This window comes from Veillonella parvula, from assembly GCF_042850485.1.
In the GTDB taxonomy this organism is placed as follows: Bacteria; Bacillota; Negativicutes; order Veillonellales; family Veillonellaceae; genus Veillonella; species Veillonella parvula_Q.
In genome coordinates this window covers 1,468,737-1,489,561 of sequence record NZ_AP031417.1, presented here as the reverse complement: position 1 = coordinate 1,489,561, position 20,825 = coordinate 1,468,737, and the positions used below count along the sequence as shown (strand labels likewise).

Sequence of the window (20,825 nt, the reverse complement as noted above, 5' to 3'; positions counted from 1 at the left end):
CGATATACAAAAATGACGCAATCCTTTGGATTGCGTCATTTTTAGGTCTGTAGATTTTGTATTAGCTGTTAAGCTCAATAGAAGAACCTGGATCGATAATGAGTGCTGTTTGGTTATACTTACCTTCTACAAGACTTGTAAATACACCTGGTTCGCGGTCGATAACGGGCCATGTTTTGTAGTGAATTGGAATGGAAATACGCGCTTTTACATAAGAAGCAGCAAGAGCTGCATCTTCAACCCCCATTGTGTAATTATCACCGATAGGAAGAAGGGCGTAATCAATTTCACCAAAACGATTTAATAATTTCATATCGCTAAAGAGTGCTGTATCACCAGCGAAGTATAGGATATCTCCGTAGAAATCTACGATACAACCTGCAGCGTGACCGCCAGGGATGCCAGAGCCGTGGAAGGCAGGAACCATTCGAACAGAACCGAATTCAAAGTCGAACTTGCCACCTAAATGCATGGCGTGTGTACGACAACCGGCAGCTGCCGCTTTACCCGCTACCTCAGCAGTAGAAATAACGAGTGCATCATTTGCTTTGGCAATAAAATCTGTGTCGCCATAATGATCATCATGACCATGACTGACAAAGATATATTGGCATTTGATGTCTTCTCTTTTAGCGATATCCCATGTATTACCGGTCAAGAATGGGTCGAAAATCATGGATACATCGCCACGTGTGAGCATAAAGCAAGCGTGACCAAAATAAGTTAGTTTTGTTTTCATAGGAACACTTCCTTCCTTGTACATACAATTCTTAATTCTATTGTATAATATAATAAATGAAAATAAAACTATTGGTGATAATTTATACATAATTAGTAAGGATATATTATGGATTTAACACATTTTGATCAAGATGGAAATGCTTGGATGGTAGATGTATCAGATAAGGATATTACAACTCGTACTGCCGTGGCAGAAGGCTTTATTGCTATTAATGATGCCATTTATGAGCGTATCGAGGCGGGAACAATAAAAAAGGGGGATGTTCTTAGTGTGGCTCAATTGGCAGCTATTATGGGGGCGAAACAGACGAGTAATCTAATTCCCCTTTGTCATCCGTTAGCATTGACTAAGGTAGAGGTGCATTGTACTCTTGTTGATGGTGAAAGTCCTGCCTGTACAGATGCTACACATAATCGTGCTGTTAAGGTTCGGGCTACCGTAAAAACGACAGGAAAGACAGGTGTTGAAATGGAAGCGCTTACAGCGGTTCAAGTAGGGCTGTTAACAGTCTACGATATGTGCAAAGCTATTGACAAGGGTATGATTATAGGACCTACATATCTTGTAGAAAAAGAAGGCGGGAAAAGTGGACATTTTGTAAAAGTATAAGTTGATACTATTTCTTAGTTAAACTTTATTGGGGAGAGGTAAACTATGAATGTTACTTTTGATACAAATAATCATGGAGTTAGTAGAAAAGCCATACAATTAATTGAATTTATTAAAGCTTTAGAGGCAATGAAAAGTAAGGATTTAAAACTATCTATTAATGATTGTTTAAAGTCTATATCAGTTAATGATGTGCCAGAAACAGGGAAATATATATATAACAAATTAAATATTTCTAATTTGGATGAATTAGAAACAGAGGTCATTGATGATGAAGAATGTAAGATTATATTAGAAGTATTTAAAGTTAATAGAATACCTTGTCCAGAGCCTCCACCTGAGTTGAAGTCTTACCTTCTAGAGAATTGGAATTCAAGTCGTACAGTGATAACATCAAATAAACTGGTGTCTTTAATAGTTGAAGCTGACGATGAAGTTGATGTTAATCAAGTAGATAAATGGATTGGGTTAAGAAATCGTTGGGTAGAAGAAGATTCTTATTTATGTAAGATTGACTTACTTTTTTCAAAACTACAACAAATTAATAATGCAATACAAAGTGATCCTGATAAGATTGAGTTTATTCTTGGTAATGCAGTAATAAATAATCTAGATAAATCTATTAATTATCCTCTAATTTATACAAAGGTTCGTATACGTTATATTCCAGAAAAAAACTCGATTCAATTATATTGTCCTAGTAATAGTGTTAAATTTTCTGAAGAACTATCCTATAGTAAACATGATGATTTGACATCTCTGGATTGGAGTAATCTAGTATCATTTAAGCAAGAAACTGAATTGATGGATTTTGTAGTAGGGGATAGTAGTTTAGATTCTATCGTTACCAATAATTGTCGTTTATTAGATCCTAATATTAAGTTTTTTTCTACATGGAATGATGTAGTTGAATATACTAATATGGAGCTCTATATTGTATTAGAGCCAATATTAGTGCTCAGAAATGTGAATACAAGTAATCTAGGATTTCTCAATAAAGTAGAGGAGAGTTTAGAGCATAACATATTATCAGGTGCTTTAATAGATATTGTTGTAGGAGAAAATCAATCTACAAATTCTCAAGAAATTGAAATACGTTCTGATTGGGGCGCAATAAATGGACAGTCTTCTAATGTATTTTTTACTAAACCTGCTAATCGCGCTCAATTAGAAATTGTTGATTATATTAATCATAATAAATCTGTAGTTGTTCAAGGACCTCCAGGGACGGGTAAAACACATACAATTGCTAACTTAATAGGTCATTATTTATCGCAGGGTAAAACTATATTAGTTACTAGTTCTACTAGTAAGGCATTAGGTGTTTTAAGGGATAAGTTGCCTAAAGAAATTAGACCATTATGTGTACCATTATTAGATCAAAGTGAAACAGAGATTTCTAAAGCGATAGAGATTATATCAGAACAATTACAACAATATAATTCTGAACACTATCGTGCACAAATAAAAAATTTAATCAATGAATATGAACATACTTATGCTGAGCTAGAAAGCTATCGAAAGAAACTATTCTCCATTAAGTGTAAGGAAAATAGATATTTAAGTATTCAAAATAAGCCAGTGTCTATTAAAAGTATTGTTGAGACAATACTTAACATATCAACAACGGACTTTTCATATTGGAATAATATTAATCCACAGTTGGCCTTTCCGTTAAGTAATATAGAGTATAATTTTTTAGTTGAATATACCAGTAAAATTCGACCAACTTTAGAGGAAGCTCATTTATTATTACAAAAATCAGACATCAAAATTGAAGATATTCCAGTTGTGGATTCTTTAGAGAATAATTATAGATTAAAGAAATCTATTGATAATGAATTAGAATGTATATGTTATGTATTAAATGATATATTAGAGAATGAAGTATTTATTAATTCCAATGAGCAATCTATGGAACTCCAGTTTGATAGTAAATTAGTGACATCTGATATAATATCAGAATTTAAGTATATTGCTCAGAATAGAACTGTGTTGACTGAGCCGTATTGGATAGAATTAGCAGGCGATGCATTATCTAGAACTGAGGATACTAATCAATGGCATAAATTATACGATAGTGTTGAAAGGGGCATAGTTCTTTATAATGCGTACTATGAGACTGGACTTAATATAGAAGATATATCTATTGATAATGAAACTATAACTATAGAGTCTAAAAATATTATTTCGCATATTGAAAACTTGATTACTAATCCGCCTAGTTTTATTTCTAGACTTTTAAAATCCATTAATGTCGAGGCTGAGTGTGCTCGTATTAGAATAAAAGATAAATCAATTTCTTCGATTGATGAGTGTAAGCAGCTTTACTGTTTAATAGATTATATGTTATGGAAAGAATCATTTGCATCGTTGTGGGACGATATGATAGGGAAGTATATTGAAAAGTACTCATTTTTATCAATTCTTTCTTATACTAAAGGTAGAAATGTTGCATTGTGGTGTAAGGAACATGTTTTAAATGAGATAGAAACGGCTAAATCGTGGTATCAACTTTCGATTACTCCTGTGGTTGAATTATTTAATAGATATGGAATTAGACTTTCTATCAAGGATAGTATTTTAACGACACCAGCTACAAGAGTTCAAAATTTAATTAATAATTTAGAAAAACTAGAGAAAGCAATTTTTGATTTTGATGACTTATGTAACAAAGATTTTGTAGCTTGGAAAGCAAATGATATTGAAATTGAGAAACGATTATCTGATCTTGTTGGGAAATCTAATAATCAAATTACTGAATCTATTTTCTCATTTTATAAGAAAAATGATTTTAATAAATATAGAAATTGGTATGATACACTTGTTTATGCAATAAAAAATACTGAGAAACGAGTGGAATATGATCGTATACTCGGTGATTTAGATAGACTTGTACCAGAATGGTCTAACTTTATTAGGGATAATGACACTTTAGCCTTTAAGTCATATGAAGAGATGCAAAGTGTTTGGTATACAAAGCAGTGTGAAATTTCGTATCAGGAAAATTTTAATGATGATTATGAATCTTTGTTAAAGCAAATTAAAAAACTTTCGGAATTATTATTTAATTTAGCAAAACAAATTGTAGTGAAAAAATCCTGGTATGAACGCGCATATACAACTGCTGATAATAAAGCTGTACATACTGCGTTGGCATCGTGGGTAACATTAATTAAAAAGATTGGCAAAGGGACTGGAAAAAGTGCGCCAATGTACAGGAAGCAAGCTATAGAACAATTATCTATAGCAAAAGATGCGATTCCTTGTTGGATAATGCCTATTAATAAAATTTACAATACCATTGATCCTTCAAGTATGAAGTTTGATTTAATTATTGTAGATGAAGCAAGTCAAGCGGACATAAATGCATTACCTATTTTAGCGTTGGGGGATAAAGTAATTGTTGTTGGCGATGATAAACAAGTTAGTCCTTCCGGTATTGTGAAAATTAAAGATGAAGAAATACACTCGTTACAAAATAACTATTTAAGTTGTCTCCCTAACCGAGTACTATTTGATTTCAAAACATCTTTATATGAATTTATTAGACCATTATCGCGTCAAGTGTTGCTAAAAGAGCATTTTAGATGTGTTTCTGCTATTATAAACTATTCCAATAAATATTATTATGATAATAATATTATTCCATTGCGTGATGATAGTATTTCGCCACTAAAAACGCCTATAGTTCCTATATATGTAGATGGTTTTAGAGATGGTAATAGTAAAATTAATAAGCATGAGGCTGAGTATATTGTAGCATCTATAGAGGCCTGTTTTAATAATTCATCTTATGATGGCTTGAGCTTTGGTATTATTTCTTTACTAGGAAATGAACAGAGTGAATATATATATAATCTCATTACAGAACGATGTGATCCTGCAGATATAGAAAAGCATAGTTTGATTTGTGGTGATGCAGCTCAGTTCCAAGGTGATGAGCGGGATGTAATATTCCTATCTTTAGTGGATGCGAAACAGTTAGATTCTGATAACGAATTTTTGAGAAAAATTGATAATTCTAACATTACATTTAGACAGCGTTTTAATGTTGCTGTTAGTCGTGCTAAAAATCAGATTTGGGTAATTTATTCTATGCATCCAGATTCATTAAGAAACGATGATATTCGTAAAAACTTGTTGTACTATTGTGAAAATTATGGCACCATAGAAATTTTAAAAGATGAAGTTAATAGTTTGTCAGAATCACCTTTTGAATGTGAGGTTGCTACATATTTGATAGATAAAGGCTATAGTATTAAGCAACAATATCCTGTTGGTAATTATCGATTGGATATGATTGTTGAATATGATAATAATAAGATTGCTATCGAATGTGATGGAGAAGCTTATCATAGTACGGAAGAGCAAATAAGACGAGATTTAGAACGACAAACTATATTAGAACGAATCGGTTGGAGTTTTATACGTATTAGGGGCAGTGAATATTATAAAGCTAAAGATAATACATTACAGGCTCTTGATAGTCGTTTGAAATCAATGGGATTTTATCCTGAAAAAGTTGAAGGTGACAATAATGTTAGTGATTCCGTAGTTGACGCTATAAAACAAGAGGCTACAAGATTGTGTTCTGTTTATCAAATGAAATATAACAATGGAGTAGAACGATTAAAGTTATCTGAAAAACCTAAAAATGATTATAAAGAATTTGATTCAGAGTCAATGTCTATAAATGATAATAAGGTTGAAGAATCTAACCGATTTAAAGCCGAAGAAGAATTCATTGGCGAAAAGCACAATTCTGAAGATGCACTTAGTGAGAGGCTAAAACCACATTTTATTCGTTATAAACAAGATATACTTAATAGAGATGGTGCTGAAATTAAAAGTAGTAAAAACGATAATATTACTAGGATACCAAAAGTTATAGTATCAAGTGAAAAATTAGTATCAAATTCTAGAAGAACAGATGGGGATAAACAAAATCGTAAGTATAATCAAATAAAAGATGATTGTGAATCTATAACTATCTCAGCAAAATCGACTAATAAAGATATCTATATATTTGGTAATTTAGGTTATATTACTAAACTTGAATATGAGGATTTTCTTGCTGAAGGCCAGAGAAAAGCAAGTGGAAGGCAAAAGAACTTTTTTAATAATAATATGATTAAAGTAGGTGCAATGGTATATAATGATAAGTATGGTATAGGAGCAATTGATGCTGTTGATAAGGCTCAAAAGTATGTTAAAGTCATTTTTAGTGAAGTTAATAAATATGAAACATTTATTAGACCTACATGCTTTACTCAAGAGAAATTAATTTTATTAAGAGGTCGTTTGCGTTCAATGCTATAATAAATGGAGAAAATCAGATTATTTTTTGATTATGAAGAGAATAGAGGTATTAATTGGAAATAGTACTTTATGAGCCTGAAATTCCAGGTAATACAGGAAATATAGCGCGTTTATGCGCCGCCAATCATATGACCTTACATCTGATCAAACCCCTTGGCTTTTCTATTGATGACAAGCATGTAAAACGTGCTGGCCTTGATTACTGGCACTTGGTAGATGTACAGGTACATGAAAATATTCAAGAATTATATGAGAAATATCCTGATCGTAGATATTTCTATGCCACTACCAAAGCGAAGCATACTCATTCCGAGGTGAAATATGAAATTGGTGATATGCTTGTCTTTGGACCTGAAACAAGAGGGTTGCCTGAAAGTTTATTAGATGGTAAAGAGGATACATGCATTCGTATACCCATGGTAGATGAAGCACGTTCTTTGAACTTATCTAATGCGGTGGCAATCATAGCTTATGAAGGTATGCGTCAACTTGATTATCCAGATCTTAAGGCTGAAGGCAATTGGATTCAATCAAAATAAATAGACTTTTATAATTAAGGAATATATTATACGTAGGTGTTAGGAGACCTACCAAATCTATATGATCGGTAGCGATTTTAACGGTGTTGTTTGGAGGAGGATATTATGAACTACGATAAAGCTCATGATTTAGCTCACGCAATGCGTGAATCCGAAGAGTACAAAGAATTAATGGCGGCTCAGGAAGCAGTGAAGGCAGATGCAGTAGCGATGGGGTTGGTTCGCACATTTATGGCACAACAAATGCAATGGGAATATGCTAAGTTGTCTGGGGCTCCAGAAGCGGACGAGTTGCAAAAGAAACAAGAGGAATTGATGCCTCAAATTCAAGAAAATGCTGCAGCGGCTGCTTATTTGCAAGCGCAAATGCGTTGGAGCCAGATTTCTAATGATATTTACAAAATCATTAGCGAACCAATCACTGAGGGGATGAAAGTGTTAGATCATGGCGAACAACAACCACAACATTAAGGTATTACAAACCGCTTTATTAGAAAAATTACCAAGTACACGTGTACGAGAGCAGGAGCTTCTTTGTCATCATACGACATTCAAAATTGGAGGACCTGCGGACTTATTTATTGAGCCTACTACGATGGCAGAACTTAGTTTTACACTTCGTACCATTCACGAATTAGATGTGCCTGTAACTATTATTGGTTGTGGCTCTAATATTTTGGTGAAAGACGGGGGTATTCGTGGTGCTGTCGTATCAGTTCGACATATGACCCAAATCATGGATTGTAACGAAAACACATTGTGTATTGGTTCTGGGTATATGTTAAAAGATGCTTCTGAATTTGCTTGGGAGAATAGTTTATCTGGACTTGAATTTGCCATTGGTATTCCAGGCACACTTGGTGGTGCCGTATTTATGAATGCAGGTGCTTATGACGGTGAAATGAGCCACGTAGTTACTGCAGTGAGAGCCGTAGATTTCCAAGGTAATATCAAAGAATATGATGCATCTCACTTGGACTTTGCTTATCGTCATAGTGTATTCCACGATAATCATGAAGTTATTGGGGAAGTCATTATGACACTCAAACCAGGCGACAAGGATGCCATCAAGGCACGTATGGATGAGTTAACAGAAAAACGTGAATCCAAGCAACCTTTGGAATATGCCAGTGCAGGTTCAACCTTTAAGCGCCCACCAGGGTACTTTGCAGGTACATTGATTGAACAAACAGGCCTAAAAGGTTTGTCTGTAGGTGATGCGCAAGTATCTCATAAGCATGCTGGCTTCGTAATCAATACAGGTAGTGCAAGTGCGAAGGATGTACTTGACCTGATTAGTGAGGTACAACGTCGTGTGTATGATCAACATGGTGTACATCTCGAACCAGAAGTACGCATGATTGGTGAAGATTAATACAAATTAAATACTAATATAAGATTTCTTATGTAATGTTACTCTTATAAGGATGACGGATTCATAAGAAATCTTTTTTTATAGTTTTTAAAAGAGTATGATAGGTTTATAGTTAGTTCATATTTTGGAGGCGATGATATGAATACTTTGTTGGCCCAGGAGATTTATGATAAAGCGCTAGCGTGTGGGTATGACAGTTGTGGTATAGGGCCTCTTGATGCACTTGATTTTTATAAAGAACGGTTGATAAAGCGTTTAGAAGATGTACCTGAAAGTAAAGAGGTATATGCGCATAGTAAAGATTTTTTAGCATTAAAAGAAAAGTATCCTTGGGCACAATCCATAGTGGTTTGTACTGAATATTTTGGTGATTATAAGTTTCCTGTATCTCTTCGAAACCGATATGCAAAAGGGTTGTTGTTATCTTTGTCAAATATTCCTCACAGTGATGAGTTTAAACGAAGGCAATCTTTTGAAGCCTGGCTTGGTGAAAATGGAATACGATATATTGGCGGTGAAACGGCGAAACCTGCCGGAATTATTCCTTTACGGCCCGCTTCGGTAGCAGCTGGTTTAGGCATTTATCGAAAAAATAATTTTTTTTATGGACCTAAAGGTTCTAGCTATGAACTGGTAGGCTATTTAATTGATGCGTCCTGTAAGTATATTCAACAGTTAGAGATACCACCATGTCCGGATTCTTGTAATTTATGTCAGCAAGGGTGTAGGACAAAATCCTTATCTGCACCGTTTACTATGAATCCGTTAACATGTGTATCTTTTATTAATACATTCGGTGATGGTAAGTTACCGGATGGTGTCACAGACGATATGCTGGAGGCGTGGATATTAGGTTGTGATAACTGCCAGGATGCATGCCCTTTTAATGCAGACCATGACTGGAGCATAGGGCTGGATTATCCTGGACTTGATGAATTAGAGCCGTTGCTACAGCCAGAATATATTTTGAAAGCTTCTGATGAGGAGATTATAAAAAAGCTGATTCCTAAATTCTGTTTCCATTTAACAGATAAACAAATTCCGTTGTTGCGTAAATCTGCTAAGCGGGCGATAGCGCGTAAATAGGTTTTTGTCCTAAGATGAGTCAAAAGTATAATCGAATGTTGAAATTGCCATGATTAGAATAGGTGTACTGTTTTGACTTTTTTCTATAGACTGCGTTATAATTAACTGTTGCCAATTTTGGGGAATATACCTGCATAGCCCGTTTTATCGAGGCTATGTGATATAGAATATACTGAAAGAATTAAAGGGAGGATCTTATGATTCGCGAAAATCTTCGTAATGTAGCGATTATCGCCCATGTTGACCATGGTAAAACTACTTTGGTGGACGCATTATTAAAACAAAGCCATGTGTTCCGTGAAAATGAAAAAGTAGCAGAACGCGTAATGGACTCCAACGACTTGGAACGTGAACGCGGTATTACTATTTTGTCTAAAAACACTGCTGTAATGCATGATGGTATTAAAATCAATATCGTTGATACTCCAGGCCATGCTGATTTCGGCGGCGAAGTAGAACGCGTACTTAACATGGTTGACGGCGTATTGCTTCTCGTAGATGCTTATGAAGGTCCAATGCCTCAAACTAAATACGTTTTGCGTAAAGCCTTAGAACAAAAATTGAAACCAATCGTAGTAATTAATAAAATCGACCGTCCTGATCAACGTGTTAAAGAGGTTGAGGACGAAGTTCTTGAATTGTTTATGGAGCTTGAAGCTGATGATGATCAACTCGATTTCCCTGTAGTATACGCATCTGCTCGTTCTGGTGTGTCCAAAACTAATTGGAATGATGAAGCTGTAAACATGGAGCCGTTATTCAAAACATTGATTGATGAAATTCCTGCACCACAAGGTGATATGGAAGGTCCTCTTCAATTTATGGTAACTACACTTGATTACGATAACTTCATCGGTAAAATCGCCGTAGGTCGTATCGTTCGCGGTAAAATGAAAACCAACCAACAAGTGGCTATCATGAATGGTGAAAGTACTCGTAAAGCGAAAATTGGTCGTGTGTACACATACAATGGCTTGAACCGCGTTGAAACTGACGAAGCTGAAATGGGTGATATCATTGCTTTTGCAGGTATCGACGATATTAACATCGGCGAAACAGTAGCGGATGCTGAAAATCCTGAAGCATTACCATCCATCTCCATCGACGAACCAACATTGTCTATGGTGTTTTCCGTAAATAACTCTCCATTCGCAGGCCGCGAAGGTGAATTTGTTACATCCCGTCACTTGCGTGATCGTTTGTTCCGTGAAGTAGAAACTAACGTTTCTATGAAAGTAGAAGAAACTGATTCTGCAGATGCGTTCAAAGTATCTGGTCGTGGTGAATTGCATTTGGCAGTATTGATTGAAACTATGCGTCGTGAAGGCTACGAATTACAAGTAGGTAAACCTCGTGTAATTTTCAAAACTATTAACGACCAATTGTGTGAACCGCTCGAAGCATTGACCATCGACGTACCTCAGGAATTTATGGGTACCGTAATGGAAAATCTCGGTCAACGTAAAGCTGAGTTGACTAATATGGTTGAATTGGCCGGTTATCTTCGTATGGAATTCGTAGTTCCGGCTCGTGGCTTGATCGGTTTCCGTGCACAATTCTTAACAGCTACAAAAGGTAATGGCATCATGAACCATGTATTCCATGGTTATGCACCATATAAAGGTGAAATTCCTTCCCGTACACGTGGTGCTTTGGTAGCATTCGAAAATGGCGAAACTACTCCATATGGTTTGAACTCCGTTCAAGATCGTGGTACATTGTTCGTTGGCCCTAACCAAGACGTGTATGCAGGCCAAGTTATTGGTGAAAATACACGTGAACTTGATATGGATGTTAACCCATGTAAGAAAAAACATGTTACCAACATGCGTTCCAGTTCCTCTGATGAAGCGGTACGCTTGACTCCACCTCGTATCTTCTCCTTGGAACAAGCTCTTGAGTGGATCAACGATGATGAACTTGTTGAAGTGACACCTGAAAGCATTCGTATGCGTAAAACGATTCTTGATCGTAACGCACGTGCGAAAGCAGCAAAGAATAAAAAATAATATCTTATGCAGATATATAAAGGCGCTCCTTAAGGAGCGCCTTTTTTATCTAATCTATAAGTATTTATCTAACATATTCTTACAAGTCATATATTCATGAAAATAGGTGATAATTTTATCATTTATGATTATTGGGTATAAAAATAAGTTAATATACTAAATACGCATAATAACTTGCTGATAGGGGTATTGGTATATACGAAATATTTGTAACGCTGTATAATAATAACAAGTTTATTGAAAAAGTTATTGATTATGGAGGTTCTTATGAATAAGAAAATCTTAGCTTCTTTATTTGCAGTAGGTTTAGCTGCAGGTTGTGTGTGCTCTTCCGTTGATGCGCATGGCGTATTCTTTGCTAACCGCTTAGATGAAAAGGCGCTAGTACTTGGCGAAGGCCCTGTTGATGATGCGTATAGCCCAGAAATGGTAAAAAGCATCATTGGCTTAGATAACAATGGCATGGTAATTCCTGTACAAGTTATTAAACATGAAAAAAATGTAGTAGTTGTACCAAATGATAAATTGGGTATTACAGTAACTGACTTTGACTATGGTTATTGGACAAAAGACAAAGATGGTAAAACTGTTCATAAACCAATCTCTGAAGTACCAGGTGCTCAAAAAAGTACACATGCCATTAAATATGACGTTCACTACTGGAATGCAGAAGCAAAACCTTTCAATAATAAAGATGCTTTCATTCAAATCATTCCATCTGTTAACCCATTAACTCTTAGAAAAGGTGATACATATGAAATCCAAGTCTTGAAAGACGGTAAACCATATGCAAATGCACCTCTTATTAAAGACGTAATTAATGATCTTACTAATGAAAGCCAAGCAGATGCTAATGGTAAAGCAACTGTTACTGTAAGTGCTAATGGCCTTAACGTAGTAGGCGTTGAAGTGGGCTTCCCAACTCAAACTAAAGGTGAGCAAAATAAATACTTCAGTGCATTGTCCTTCATCATCAATCCTGAATAATATAGGATATAACTATTTACTAAGTGTGTGAAATAAACAAGACCTCCTAAGTTGGACTTAGGGGGTCTTTTTATATTTTTAGGGTGTACGTATAAATGCGTTCTGTGAGAGCCTCGTATTAAGCGAGGTAAGAAAGAGAGATTTTTATGAAATTACAACGAAATGTATCAGCTGTGATGGCTGCATTGGTATTAACTGGAATGACCTGCTCTGCATTTGCTACAGAAATTAATGCCACAAGCGATAAAGCGGAGGAATTGCTTGGCTTAACAATGGGGTCACCGGTACAAACACAACCAGAAGTTAAGCATATAGAAGATACCTTGACGGTTAATGTGCATGGTAAAAGCTTAACAGATACAGGTAAAACTAAAAATGTATCAGGTATTTATAATGGATTTGGATCACAATTGACGGTGGATAAAGATTTGATTGTACGCCTTAAAAATGATGCACCAGCCTCAAAAAGGGAACTCGGTCATTACTATATGAGCGCTGTGTATGCTGGTTACGGTGGTAAAGTGCCAAGACTCAGCAAGGACAATCCTGATAGAGATTATGGAGATACTAATATTCACGTCAAAGGCAATGTAGATATCGATGCTATCGGTGTCGGTTTACAAGCTAATCAACGTGGTCATATTATTGTTGATGGTGGTGGACGTATCATCACGCATCCTTTAGAAACTTCTGATACTTACTCTGTGGTGGCAGAAGAGGGTGATGTATACGTTAATACTGGCTCTGATGGTAAACATCCAGGGTCTAAAGAATTGGTCGCTGTTGGGAATGTAGGGTTAATTAATAAGGATTATGGACGTGATCCAAATCATAACGAAATGCCAACGAATATAGCATTAGCTTTTACAACACCTAATTCTAAACTTACGGGTGCTGTATTAAATGAATATGCTGAAAGCAATAAGAACCCTCATAATTCTGGTGCTGATATTTACTTACAAAATGGAGGGACTTGGAATAATGAATGGATTGGTATGGAGCGGCCTACCCCTAAAAGAGAACGTCCATCTGGGGATAATGCAGCATATCTATACAAGGGCAGTAAGGTTCGTAATCTCGTAGGTGGATCAAATCCAGCGGCAGCCGGTATCCTTCATCCTATCGATGCACGGCCTATTACAATTCAAAATTATAGCGGCTATGTGAATGCTGTTTATAAGGCCGGTGTTCCAGCTAGTGAAAAAGGAAAGGGGAATATTGTTGTTGAACATGCTGCAGATAATAGCCATATTACCTTGCAAGGCGATGGAGCTAATTTGACTAATGATGATAGCTACCGAAAGGAAATACAAGCCTTAGCTGATAAATTACAATATACTGGCAATGATAAAAAACTGAGCACAACAGTTCAAATCAATGAAGGGATTACTCGTCCAGGTGCTGTTGCAGAACTAGGTGCAGATCATTTTGACTCGCAGGGGCGTCTTGTTGTAAATGATACAACAAAGATTAATCGTGCTAATGAATCATCCTTAGTGAGTGGTTCAAAATCTGCTCTTACATCGACTGCTATGGCATGGAAGAGTAATACCAATGATTTACAACGCCGTTTAGGAGATCTTCGTTTAGCTAATACAAACCAAGGTGTATGGGCAAAATATATAGGCGGTAAATCTAAAATCACAGACGGTGCTGATGCACATATGACGTATAATGGGGTACAAGTCGGCTACGATCATAAGGCTTCTAATGGTTGGATTTTTGGCGGCGCTATTGATTACAGTACATCTAGTAATTCATATGCCAACGGTAGTGGTGATGGCAAACTTGGCGGCATCGCCTTGTATGGTACAAAAAAACATGATGATGGTCGTTATTTAGATATCATTGCACGTGGTAATAGATTATCCAATGATTATAAGCTCTACTCCGTAGGTGGACAACGTGTGAACGGTGATTACCATACATATGGCACATCCTTAAGCGCTGAATATGGTAAACGTATTAAGAAGGAAAATGGCTTCTACATCGATCCTAGTGTAGAATTTATTGTAGGCCGTTTGAATGGTGTATCCTATGATGCTTCTGTTGTCGGTGGTGGTTCTATGCATGTGAAAGCTGATGCTGTGAACTCTGCTGTAGGCAGACTTGGTATTGGCATTGGGAAAGAAACAGAAAAATCCAATATCTTCGCTAAATTAGCATTAGCGCATGAATTCTCTGGTAAGGTAAATACAACATATTCCGCACCAGGCAATCCAACAGTACAAACAACAGTAGATTTGAAGGATACATGGCTCGATGCTGAAATTGGTGGGTCTTGGAGTGTCCGTCCTAGTACATATCTATATGGTACATTCACTAAAAACTTTGGTGCTATCGTAGAAAATACATGGCGCATTGATGCTGGGATACGGCATAATTTTTAATTGAATATTGCATTAATGGTCCTTATAGCGTATGCTGTAAGGACCATTAGTATATAAGGAGTTTTTTATGATTAAGTTTCTATTCATTAGGAGTTATAATGGTTAATATTTTATTCATCTGTCATGGCAATATTTGCCGTTCTACGATGGCAGAGTTTTATATGAAGCATATCGTTGAGCAGGCTGGACTAAGTGATTCTATTTATATTGAGTCTGCAGCTACATCTCGTGAGGAGATAGGGAACGACACTCATTATGGGACTAAAGATAAATTAGATGAAATGGGTATTCCTTATACTCGCCGCAAGGCACGTCAAGTGACGCTGGATGATTATTACAACTTTGATTATCTCATCATTATGGATGAAAATAACGGGCGGAACTTACGTCGTATCATTGGTGATGATGTAGATTTTAAGGTGTACAAGGCGATGTCATTCGTTGGTGAAAACCGTGATGTAAAGGATCCTTGGTATACGGGAAACTTTGATGAAACCTATGACGATATAAGTCGGAGCTGTGATGCTCTACTAGCAGTGCTTAAAGAGAAACTTTAAGCGAAATATATAGACTGATGGGTCCTCAATGGTAGCTGAAATTTTAATCTACATTGAGGGCTTTTCTATAAGCCTATCTGCCTCATATACTTTATACTATCGAACCATAGCGTAATATGGTATAATTTTTAGGTATTCATGCGCCTATAGCTCAGGGGATAGAGCGCCGGTCTCCGGAACCGGGTGCGCAGGTTCGAATCCTGCTAGGCGCACCAAATAAAAGGCTTCTCGAAATTTCGAGAGGCCTTTTTTGTATGTATTAATGGGAGAGAAATACATGGCGATATATGCATGAATTAGTTAGAGATAGATAAATACATGAGCTGAGGTGCTGATAAGATTTCGATATAGAGTTTTATATTTAATAATATCGAAATAACATAATAAATGTGATTTGGGTAACACATTTTGTTTTGAGAATGATGTACAATAAGGATAGCTATATGAAAATCTGAACATCCTAGCCGGAACACTAGGACATATAGGGGAGCGTTAAATTACGTAGTGAATTTAACTAAGTGAATATTACTTATATATGTATCAATAGCCCATCCATTTAGGTATGGGGCTATTTAGAGGGGATAATATGACAAATAAAATACAAGAGCTTACCGTCAACGAAGTTTGGCGTGATGAGCAAGACGCATGGAACCATCGTTCTGAGTACTTTGTAGAAATGCACAATCGCGAGGATCGCAAGGCACAGGTCACTGATTTTTTAGCCTTCTTAAAGGAAGAAAATTTATTACCTGCAGCGAATGGTCGTACGCTTGATGTAGGCTGTGGTGTTTGTGATTATGCATTGGGCTTAGCTCGTGAAGGATATAAAGCGACTGGTATTGATTTATCTGATGGTATGATTCGCGGTGCTAAACAATTGGCAGAGTCAGAAGGTTTAGATCTTAGTTTATATATCGGACCTTGGTCTGATGAAATTCGTCGAGAGCTAGGTTGGGATAAAAGCTTTGACTTGGCATACAGTATCTTCTGCCCAATTATGTTTGATGTAGAAAATATTCGCGCCATGCACGATGCAAGCAATGATAAATGCTTGTGGATTGCTTTCAGTGAACGGAGTGACGAAATGGTAGATATGTTATCTGAACATTTCTTTGGACGTGATTCTTTCCCATGGGATGGCAAGATGAAAGAATGTTTAGATGCAATTCATGAGATGGGGCGTAATGTGAAAGTGACTTATAAAACGGTTCCTGAAACAGAGGTTATGTCTCTTGAAAAGGCAGTTAATTATTTTACCATGCGACTTCATAATAATGGATGGGGAGATATGGAAGACATGAAAGAAGAGATTAGAAATCTCATTGAGCCACTAGCTATTGATGGAGAAATCCATAATAAGACTATTGATAAGGTGGCTTGGGTTTCATGGTCTGTGAAATAGGAGAGAAACATGACAGTTGATGAGAAACGTAAGTTAGAACTAAAAACTATGTACCAGATTATTGGCATCTATTGTCATAATAAGCACCACACTCCTAAAGGACAACTCTGTGAGGAGTGTCAAAAAGTTTGGCAATATGCTGAACATCGTATAGATGTATGTCCTCATATGGAAAGCAAGACCTTCTGCAGCGTATGTAAAACGCATTGTTATGCGCCTACGTATCGTGAAAAAATACGTGAAATCATGCGCTATGGTGGTCCTAGAATGTTATTTATATCACCAATTCAAGTTATTCGCCATATGTATTTAGAGTGGAAGGATAGAAAAAGGAGTCGTACTTCTTATGAAAACTGATATGATTGTAAAGACAGGAATGTTTGTAGCATTGACGGTTTTACTATCTTATATATTTGCTATTCATACCACATTTATACATATTACCTTTGGATTTTTATCAACCGCTATATTTGGTATTCTTTATGGGCCTATGGCAGCAGGTATAATGGCTGCTATTGCCTGTTTTATAGGTATGTCTTTATTTGGACAAGGGGTATTCTTTCCCGGCTTTATCATATCTGAATTTCTTGTAGGCTATGTGTATGGGTATTTTTTACACGGACGTAATGTTACATTTAAACAATTACTTTTACCGGAGACGATTGTTACTGTATGTATACATCTGATATTAAATACAATATGGCTCACAATATTTTATAACAAAGCAGTATCTGCTATATTTATTGGACGTCTTATTAAAAATATCATTTGTTTCCCATTAGAAATTGCATTGATTTTAATTGTGTATAAGGCAGTCAGTAAGTTTATGGTACAAAAAAAGCCATAATCTTACAGTATACTAAAATGCACCCCTAACATTAGATTATATGTTAGGGGTGCATTATTATTTGTAAATATAGCGTTTTACGCGAGTGCTTTGTCCAATACAGTTTTGATTAAAGATTTTGTTTGGACATAGCTTTCACCAGGTTGCGCCTCGTATTGTTTGTCGAGGTCGAACCATAAGTTCGGATAGTATTCATAAGGGTGAGTTTTGAAGAGCTCATGAGCATCTTGATCTTCAACCCAGTTGATATGAATATCTGCGTATGCAGGATTTTCTGCAACGAGTTCATCGATAGCACGGAATGCATTAGCGCAATAAGGGCAACCGTTTAAATGGAAACCTAATATTTCTTTCATGATATTCAGTCCTTTCAAAATAGAATCTACATATATTTCTATAATTTGAGATTTTATACATATTCATGTACCACAACATATGGTACACTACTGAGTATAACATATCTATATAAGATATTCAATTTTTTAGATATATCAGATGTGAATATTGAGAATTCGATATGCATGCATTATATAAATAAGGAGATACCTATGATTTCAGGCGCACAGTATTTGGTAAAAGCCCTTCAAGAGGAGCAGGTAGAGTTTTTGTTTAACTATCCTGGGGCGGCTACTATTGATATCATGGATGAATTATATAAGCAAGATAAGGTAAAAGTGATTTTGCCGCGTCATGAGCAAGCATTGGCCCATGCGGCAGATGGATATGCTCGTAGTACCGGTAAAGTAGGGGTTTGTATGGTAACCTCTGGACCTGGTGCTACAAATCTTGTGACTGGTATTGCTACTGCTTATTCTGATAGTGTTCCGCTCGTTTGTATTACTGGACAAGTTGATTTAGGCCTCATGGGCAATGATGCTTTTCAAGAGGTAGATACTGTTGGCATCGTCCGCAATATTTGTAAATATGCCGTTACTGTTCGTGACCGTAAAGATTTAGGTCGTATTTTGAAAGAGGCCTTTTACATTGCTCGCACAGGTCGTCCAGGACCTGTTGTAGTAGATATTCCTAAGAATATTCAGAAGGCTATGGGGTCAGATGAATATCCAACAGAGATTAATATTCGCGGTTACAAACCAAATACCACTGTTCACGTAGGTCAAGTTAAAAAGGCCTGTTCTATTATTAGTAAAGCTAAAAGGCCTCTATTCCTATTAGGCGGTGGGGTAAGTATTAGTGGGGCCAATGACCTTATGATGGAGTTGGTTGAAAAAACAGGGATTCCTGTTGTAACAACCTTGATGGGAAAAGGTGCTATTGATAGCCGTCATCCATTGTATCTTGGTAATGTAGGGATTCACGGTGGCTATGCCCCTAATGTGGCTATAACTGACTGTGACGTGATGATTTCTATTGGTACGCGCTTTAATGATCGTATTACCGGTAAACTAAGTACCTTTGCACAAAATTGTAAGATTATCCATATTGATGTAGATGCGGCATCTATTTCTAAAAATATTAAGGTTGATATTCCAATCGTAGCAGATGCTAAATTGGCTATCGAAAAAATCTTAGAATATATTGAACCTCACGACCTTGGCGAATGGCCAAAACAATTACAGCAACTTAAGGCAGAGCGTCCTGTCACTCAAGCTGACGAAGAGGGGTTAACACCTCAAACTGTTATCGAGTACATCAATCATCACTATGAACATCCTATTGTTACAACCGATGTGGGTCAAAATCAATTGTGGACTACCCAGTTCCTTGATGTGAAAGGTCAATATCAAATGTTGACGTCTGGTGGCTTAGGGACTATGGGCTATGGTTTTCCTGCTGCATTAGGTGCGCAAATGGGAAATCCAGATAAGCGTGTTTTTGCCATCTGTGGTGATGGTGGCGTGCAAATGAATATCCAAGAGTTTGCCACTGCTATGCACTACCGTTTGCCTGTGACGTTAATTATTTTAAATAATGGCTTCCTCGGAAATGTACGCCAATGGCAGCAATTATTTTACGATAAACGTTACGCTTGTACGAACTTGATGATGGATGAAAGTGCCATTGTTACGCGAGACATAATCGACAATGATGAGTTTGAGTATGTACCGGATTTTGTGAAATTGGCGGAAGCTTATGGCGCAAAGGCAATGCGTATTACTAAGGTAGAGGACATCGAAAAAGGGTTCCAATTGGCAGATACTTTCAAAAATGGTCCAACCCTACTCGAGTTCATCATTCCAACGGAGCTCAATGTGTTGCCAATGGTACCAGCAGGTAAGTCTTTAAGTGATATGTTGTTGAAGGATAAAAAATAGGAGGGGCTATGGAAGTACAAATGAAAAAACGCTGTATTTCAGCGTATGTAGAAAACCAAATCGGTGTACTAGCTAAGATTTCAGGCCTCTTTGCAGGCAAAAATTATAATCTTGATACATTGACGGTAGGGGAAACTGAAGACCCTACCATGTCTCGCATGACTATTGATCTTACTTGTGATGATTTGACGTACGAACAAATTATTAAGCAACTAAATCGCAGTGTGGAGATTATTAAAGTTATCGACTTTACTGACATGCGAATTACGAAAAAAGAATTACTATTTATCAAGGTCAATAGCTGTAAAGAAGCGGACAAACAAGAAATTTTCCGCATTGCCCAAACCTTTGATTTGTTAGTTGTGGATTATAATCGTAAATCTGTACTTGTTCAATGTGTAAAAACTGTATCTAAAAATAATGATATGATTGCCTTATTTAAAGATATGTTCGTGAACCGTATTGAAGTCGTGCGCGGTGGTAGCGTTGCCATTGAAGCCTTATCCACACCTGATAGATAAGGTGTGTATTTTAAGTGTACTTTAAAAGTGTTTTAGGTCTATTCAAATATATAATATATGTATTTGAATAGGCCTATTTTTTGTGGCTTAAAGCGTGTACAACTTAATATGATATAATATGTATATCGACCATTATTGATATAGAGAGCTTGGTTGTATGCCG

Annotated in this window: 17 protein-coding genes and 1 tRNA gene; 16 read left to right on the top strand and 2 right to left on the bottom strand. The window is 36.4% G+C overall.

Annotated elements, in window-relative coordinates; genetic code table 11:
* Positions 1–61: 61 nt before the first annotated feature.
* On the bottom strand, positions 62–739 hold the full coding sequence (locus tag ACGHIY_RS06700) for a metal-dependent hydrolase (RefSeq protein WP_021148419.1): 678 nt from the start codon (positions 737–739) through the stop codon (positions 62–64).
* 108 nt (positions 740–847) lie between these two features.
* Between ACGHIY_RS06700 and moaC the strand changes: the two genes are divergently transcribed.
* From moaC to ACGHIY_RS06630, 14 genes are all read left to right on the top strand, one after another.
* Positions 848–1,351, top strand: coding sequence for a cyclic pyranopterin monophosphate synthase MoaC (gene moaC / locus ACGHIY_RS06695; protein WP_278621805.1), 504 nt, complete (start codon positions 848–850; stop codon positions 1,349–1,351).
* Positions 1,352–1,396: 45 nt separating this feature from the next.
* Positions 1,397–6,673, top strand: a complete 5,277-nt coding sequence (locus ACGHIY_RS06690) for an AAA domain-containing protein (RefSeq protein ID WP_278621804.1) — start codon at positions 1,397–1,399, stop codon at positions 6,671–6,673.
* A gap of 53 nt (positions 6,674–6,726) precedes the next feature.
* Positions 6,727–7,212 (top strand): tRNA (uridine(34)/cytosine(34)/5-carboxymethylaminomethyluridine(34)-2'-O)-methyltransferase TrmL, encoded by a 486-nt coding sequence (gene trmL / locus ACGHIY_RS06685; RefSeq protein WP_004696651.1) that lies wholly within the window; start codon positions 6,727–6,729, stop codon positions 7,210–7,212.
* A 105-nt stretch (positions 7,213–7,317) separates the two neighbouring features.
* The gene (locus tag ACGHIY_RS06680; RefSeq protein WP_278621802.1) at positions 7,318–7,683 is read left to right on the top strand and encodes a YlbF family regulator; all 366 of its coding nucleotides are present in this window, start codon (positions 7,318–7,320) and stop codon (positions 7,681–7,683) included.
* Entirely contained in the window at positions 7,658–8,587 is a 930-nt protein-coding gene (gene murB, locus ACGHIY_RS06675; protein WP_004698708.1) for a UDP-N-acetylmuramate dehydrogenase, read from the top strand. Before ACGHIY_RS06680 ends, murB begins: the two co-directional genes overlap by 26 nt.
* A gap of 138 nt (positions 8,588–8,725) precedes the next feature.
* A complete protein-coding gene (locus tag ACGHIY_RS06670; RefSeq protein WP_278621801.1) occupies positions 8,726–9,673 on the top strand; it encodes an epoxyqueuosine reductase in 948 nt (315 codons plus the stop codon).
* A 197-nt stretch (positions 9,674–9,870) separates the two neighbouring features.
* Complete coding sequence (gene typA / locus ACGHIY_RS06665; RefSeq protein ID WP_278621800.1) at positions 9,871–11,682, top strand: translational GTPase TypA; 1,812 nt, start codon at positions 9,871–9,873, stop codon at positions 11,680–11,682.
* A 267-nt stretch (positions 11,683–11,949) separates the two neighbouring features.
* The gene (locus tag ACGHIY_RS06660; RefSeq protein WP_004696641.1) at positions 11,950–12,669 is read left to right on the top strand and encodes a DUF4198 domain-containing protein; all 720 of its coding nucleotides are present in this window, start codon (positions 11,950–11,952) and stop codon (positions 12,667–12,669) included.
* 146 nt (positions 12,670–12,815) lie between these two features.
* The gene (locus ACGHIY_RS06655) at positions 12,816–15,059 is read left to right on the top strand and encodes an autotransporter outer membrane beta-barrel domain-containing protein (protein WP_004696638.1); all 2,244 of its coding nucleotides are present in this window, start codon (positions 12,816–12,818) and stop codon (positions 15,057–15,059) included.
* A 98-nt stretch (positions 15,060–15,157) separates the two neighbouring features.
* Positions 15,158–15,616 (top strand): low molecular weight protein-tyrosine-phosphatase, encoded by a 459-nt coding sequence (locus ACGHIY_RS06650; RefSeq protein WP_205112542.1) that lies wholly within the window; start codon positions 15,158–15,160, stop codon positions 15,614–15,616.
* Positions 15,617–15,756: 140 nt separating this feature from the next.
* Positions 15,757–15,831: transfer RNA gene (locus ACGHIY_RS06645), tRNA-Arg, on the top strand.
* A 371-nt stretch (positions 15,832–16,202) separates the two neighbouring features.
* A complete protein-coding gene (locus ACGHIY_RS06640; RefSeq protein WP_316146324.1) occupies positions 16,203–17,018 on the top strand; it encodes a class I SAM-dependent methyltransferase in 816 nt (271 codons plus the stop codon).
* Between the two features lie 9 nt (positions 17,019–17,027).
* On the top strand, positions 17,028–17,375 hold the full coding sequence (locus ACGHIY_RS06635; RefSeq protein WP_004696632.1) for a nitrous oxide-stimulated promoter family protein: 348 nt from the start codon (positions 17,028–17,030) through the stop codon (positions 17,373–17,375).
* The gene (locus ACGHIY_RS06630) at positions 17,365–17,865 is read left to right on the top strand and encodes a folate family ECF transporter S component (RefSeq protein WP_004696629.1); all 501 of its coding nucleotides are present in this window, start codon (positions 17,365–17,367) and stop codon (positions 17,863–17,865) included. Before ACGHIY_RS06635 ends, ACGHIY_RS06630 begins: the two co-directional genes overlap by 11 nt.
* A gap of 77 nt (positions 17,866–17,942) precedes the next feature.
* Here the strand turns inward: ACGHIY_RS06630 and ACGHIY_RS06625 are convergent, their stop codons facing one another.
* Positions 17,943–18,221 (bottom strand): glutaredoxin, encoded by a 279-nt coding sequence (locus ACGHIY_RS06625; protein WP_302498133.1) that lies wholly within the window; start codon positions 18,219–18,221, stop codon positions 17,943–17,945.
* A 192-nt stretch (positions 18,222–18,413) separates the two neighbouring features.
* On the opposite strand from ACGHIY_RS06625, the gene ilvB reads away from it, so the two are divergent.
* Both ilvB and ilvN read left to right on the top strand, forming a co-directional pair.
* Entirely contained in the window at positions 18,414–20,141 is a 1,728-nt protein-coding gene (gene ilvB, locus ACGHIY_RS06620) for a biosynthetic-type acetolactate synthase large subunit (protein ID WP_390525391.1), read from the top strand.
* An 8-nt stretch (positions 20,142–20,149) separates the two neighbouring features.
* Positions 20,150–20,662, top strand: a complete 513-nt coding sequence (gene ilvN / locus ACGHIY_RS06615; protein ID WP_042986452.1) for an acetolactate synthase small subunit — start codon at positions 20,150–20,152, stop codon at positions 20,660–20,662.
* The last annotated feature ends 163 nt before the right edge of the window (positions 20,663–20,825 follow it).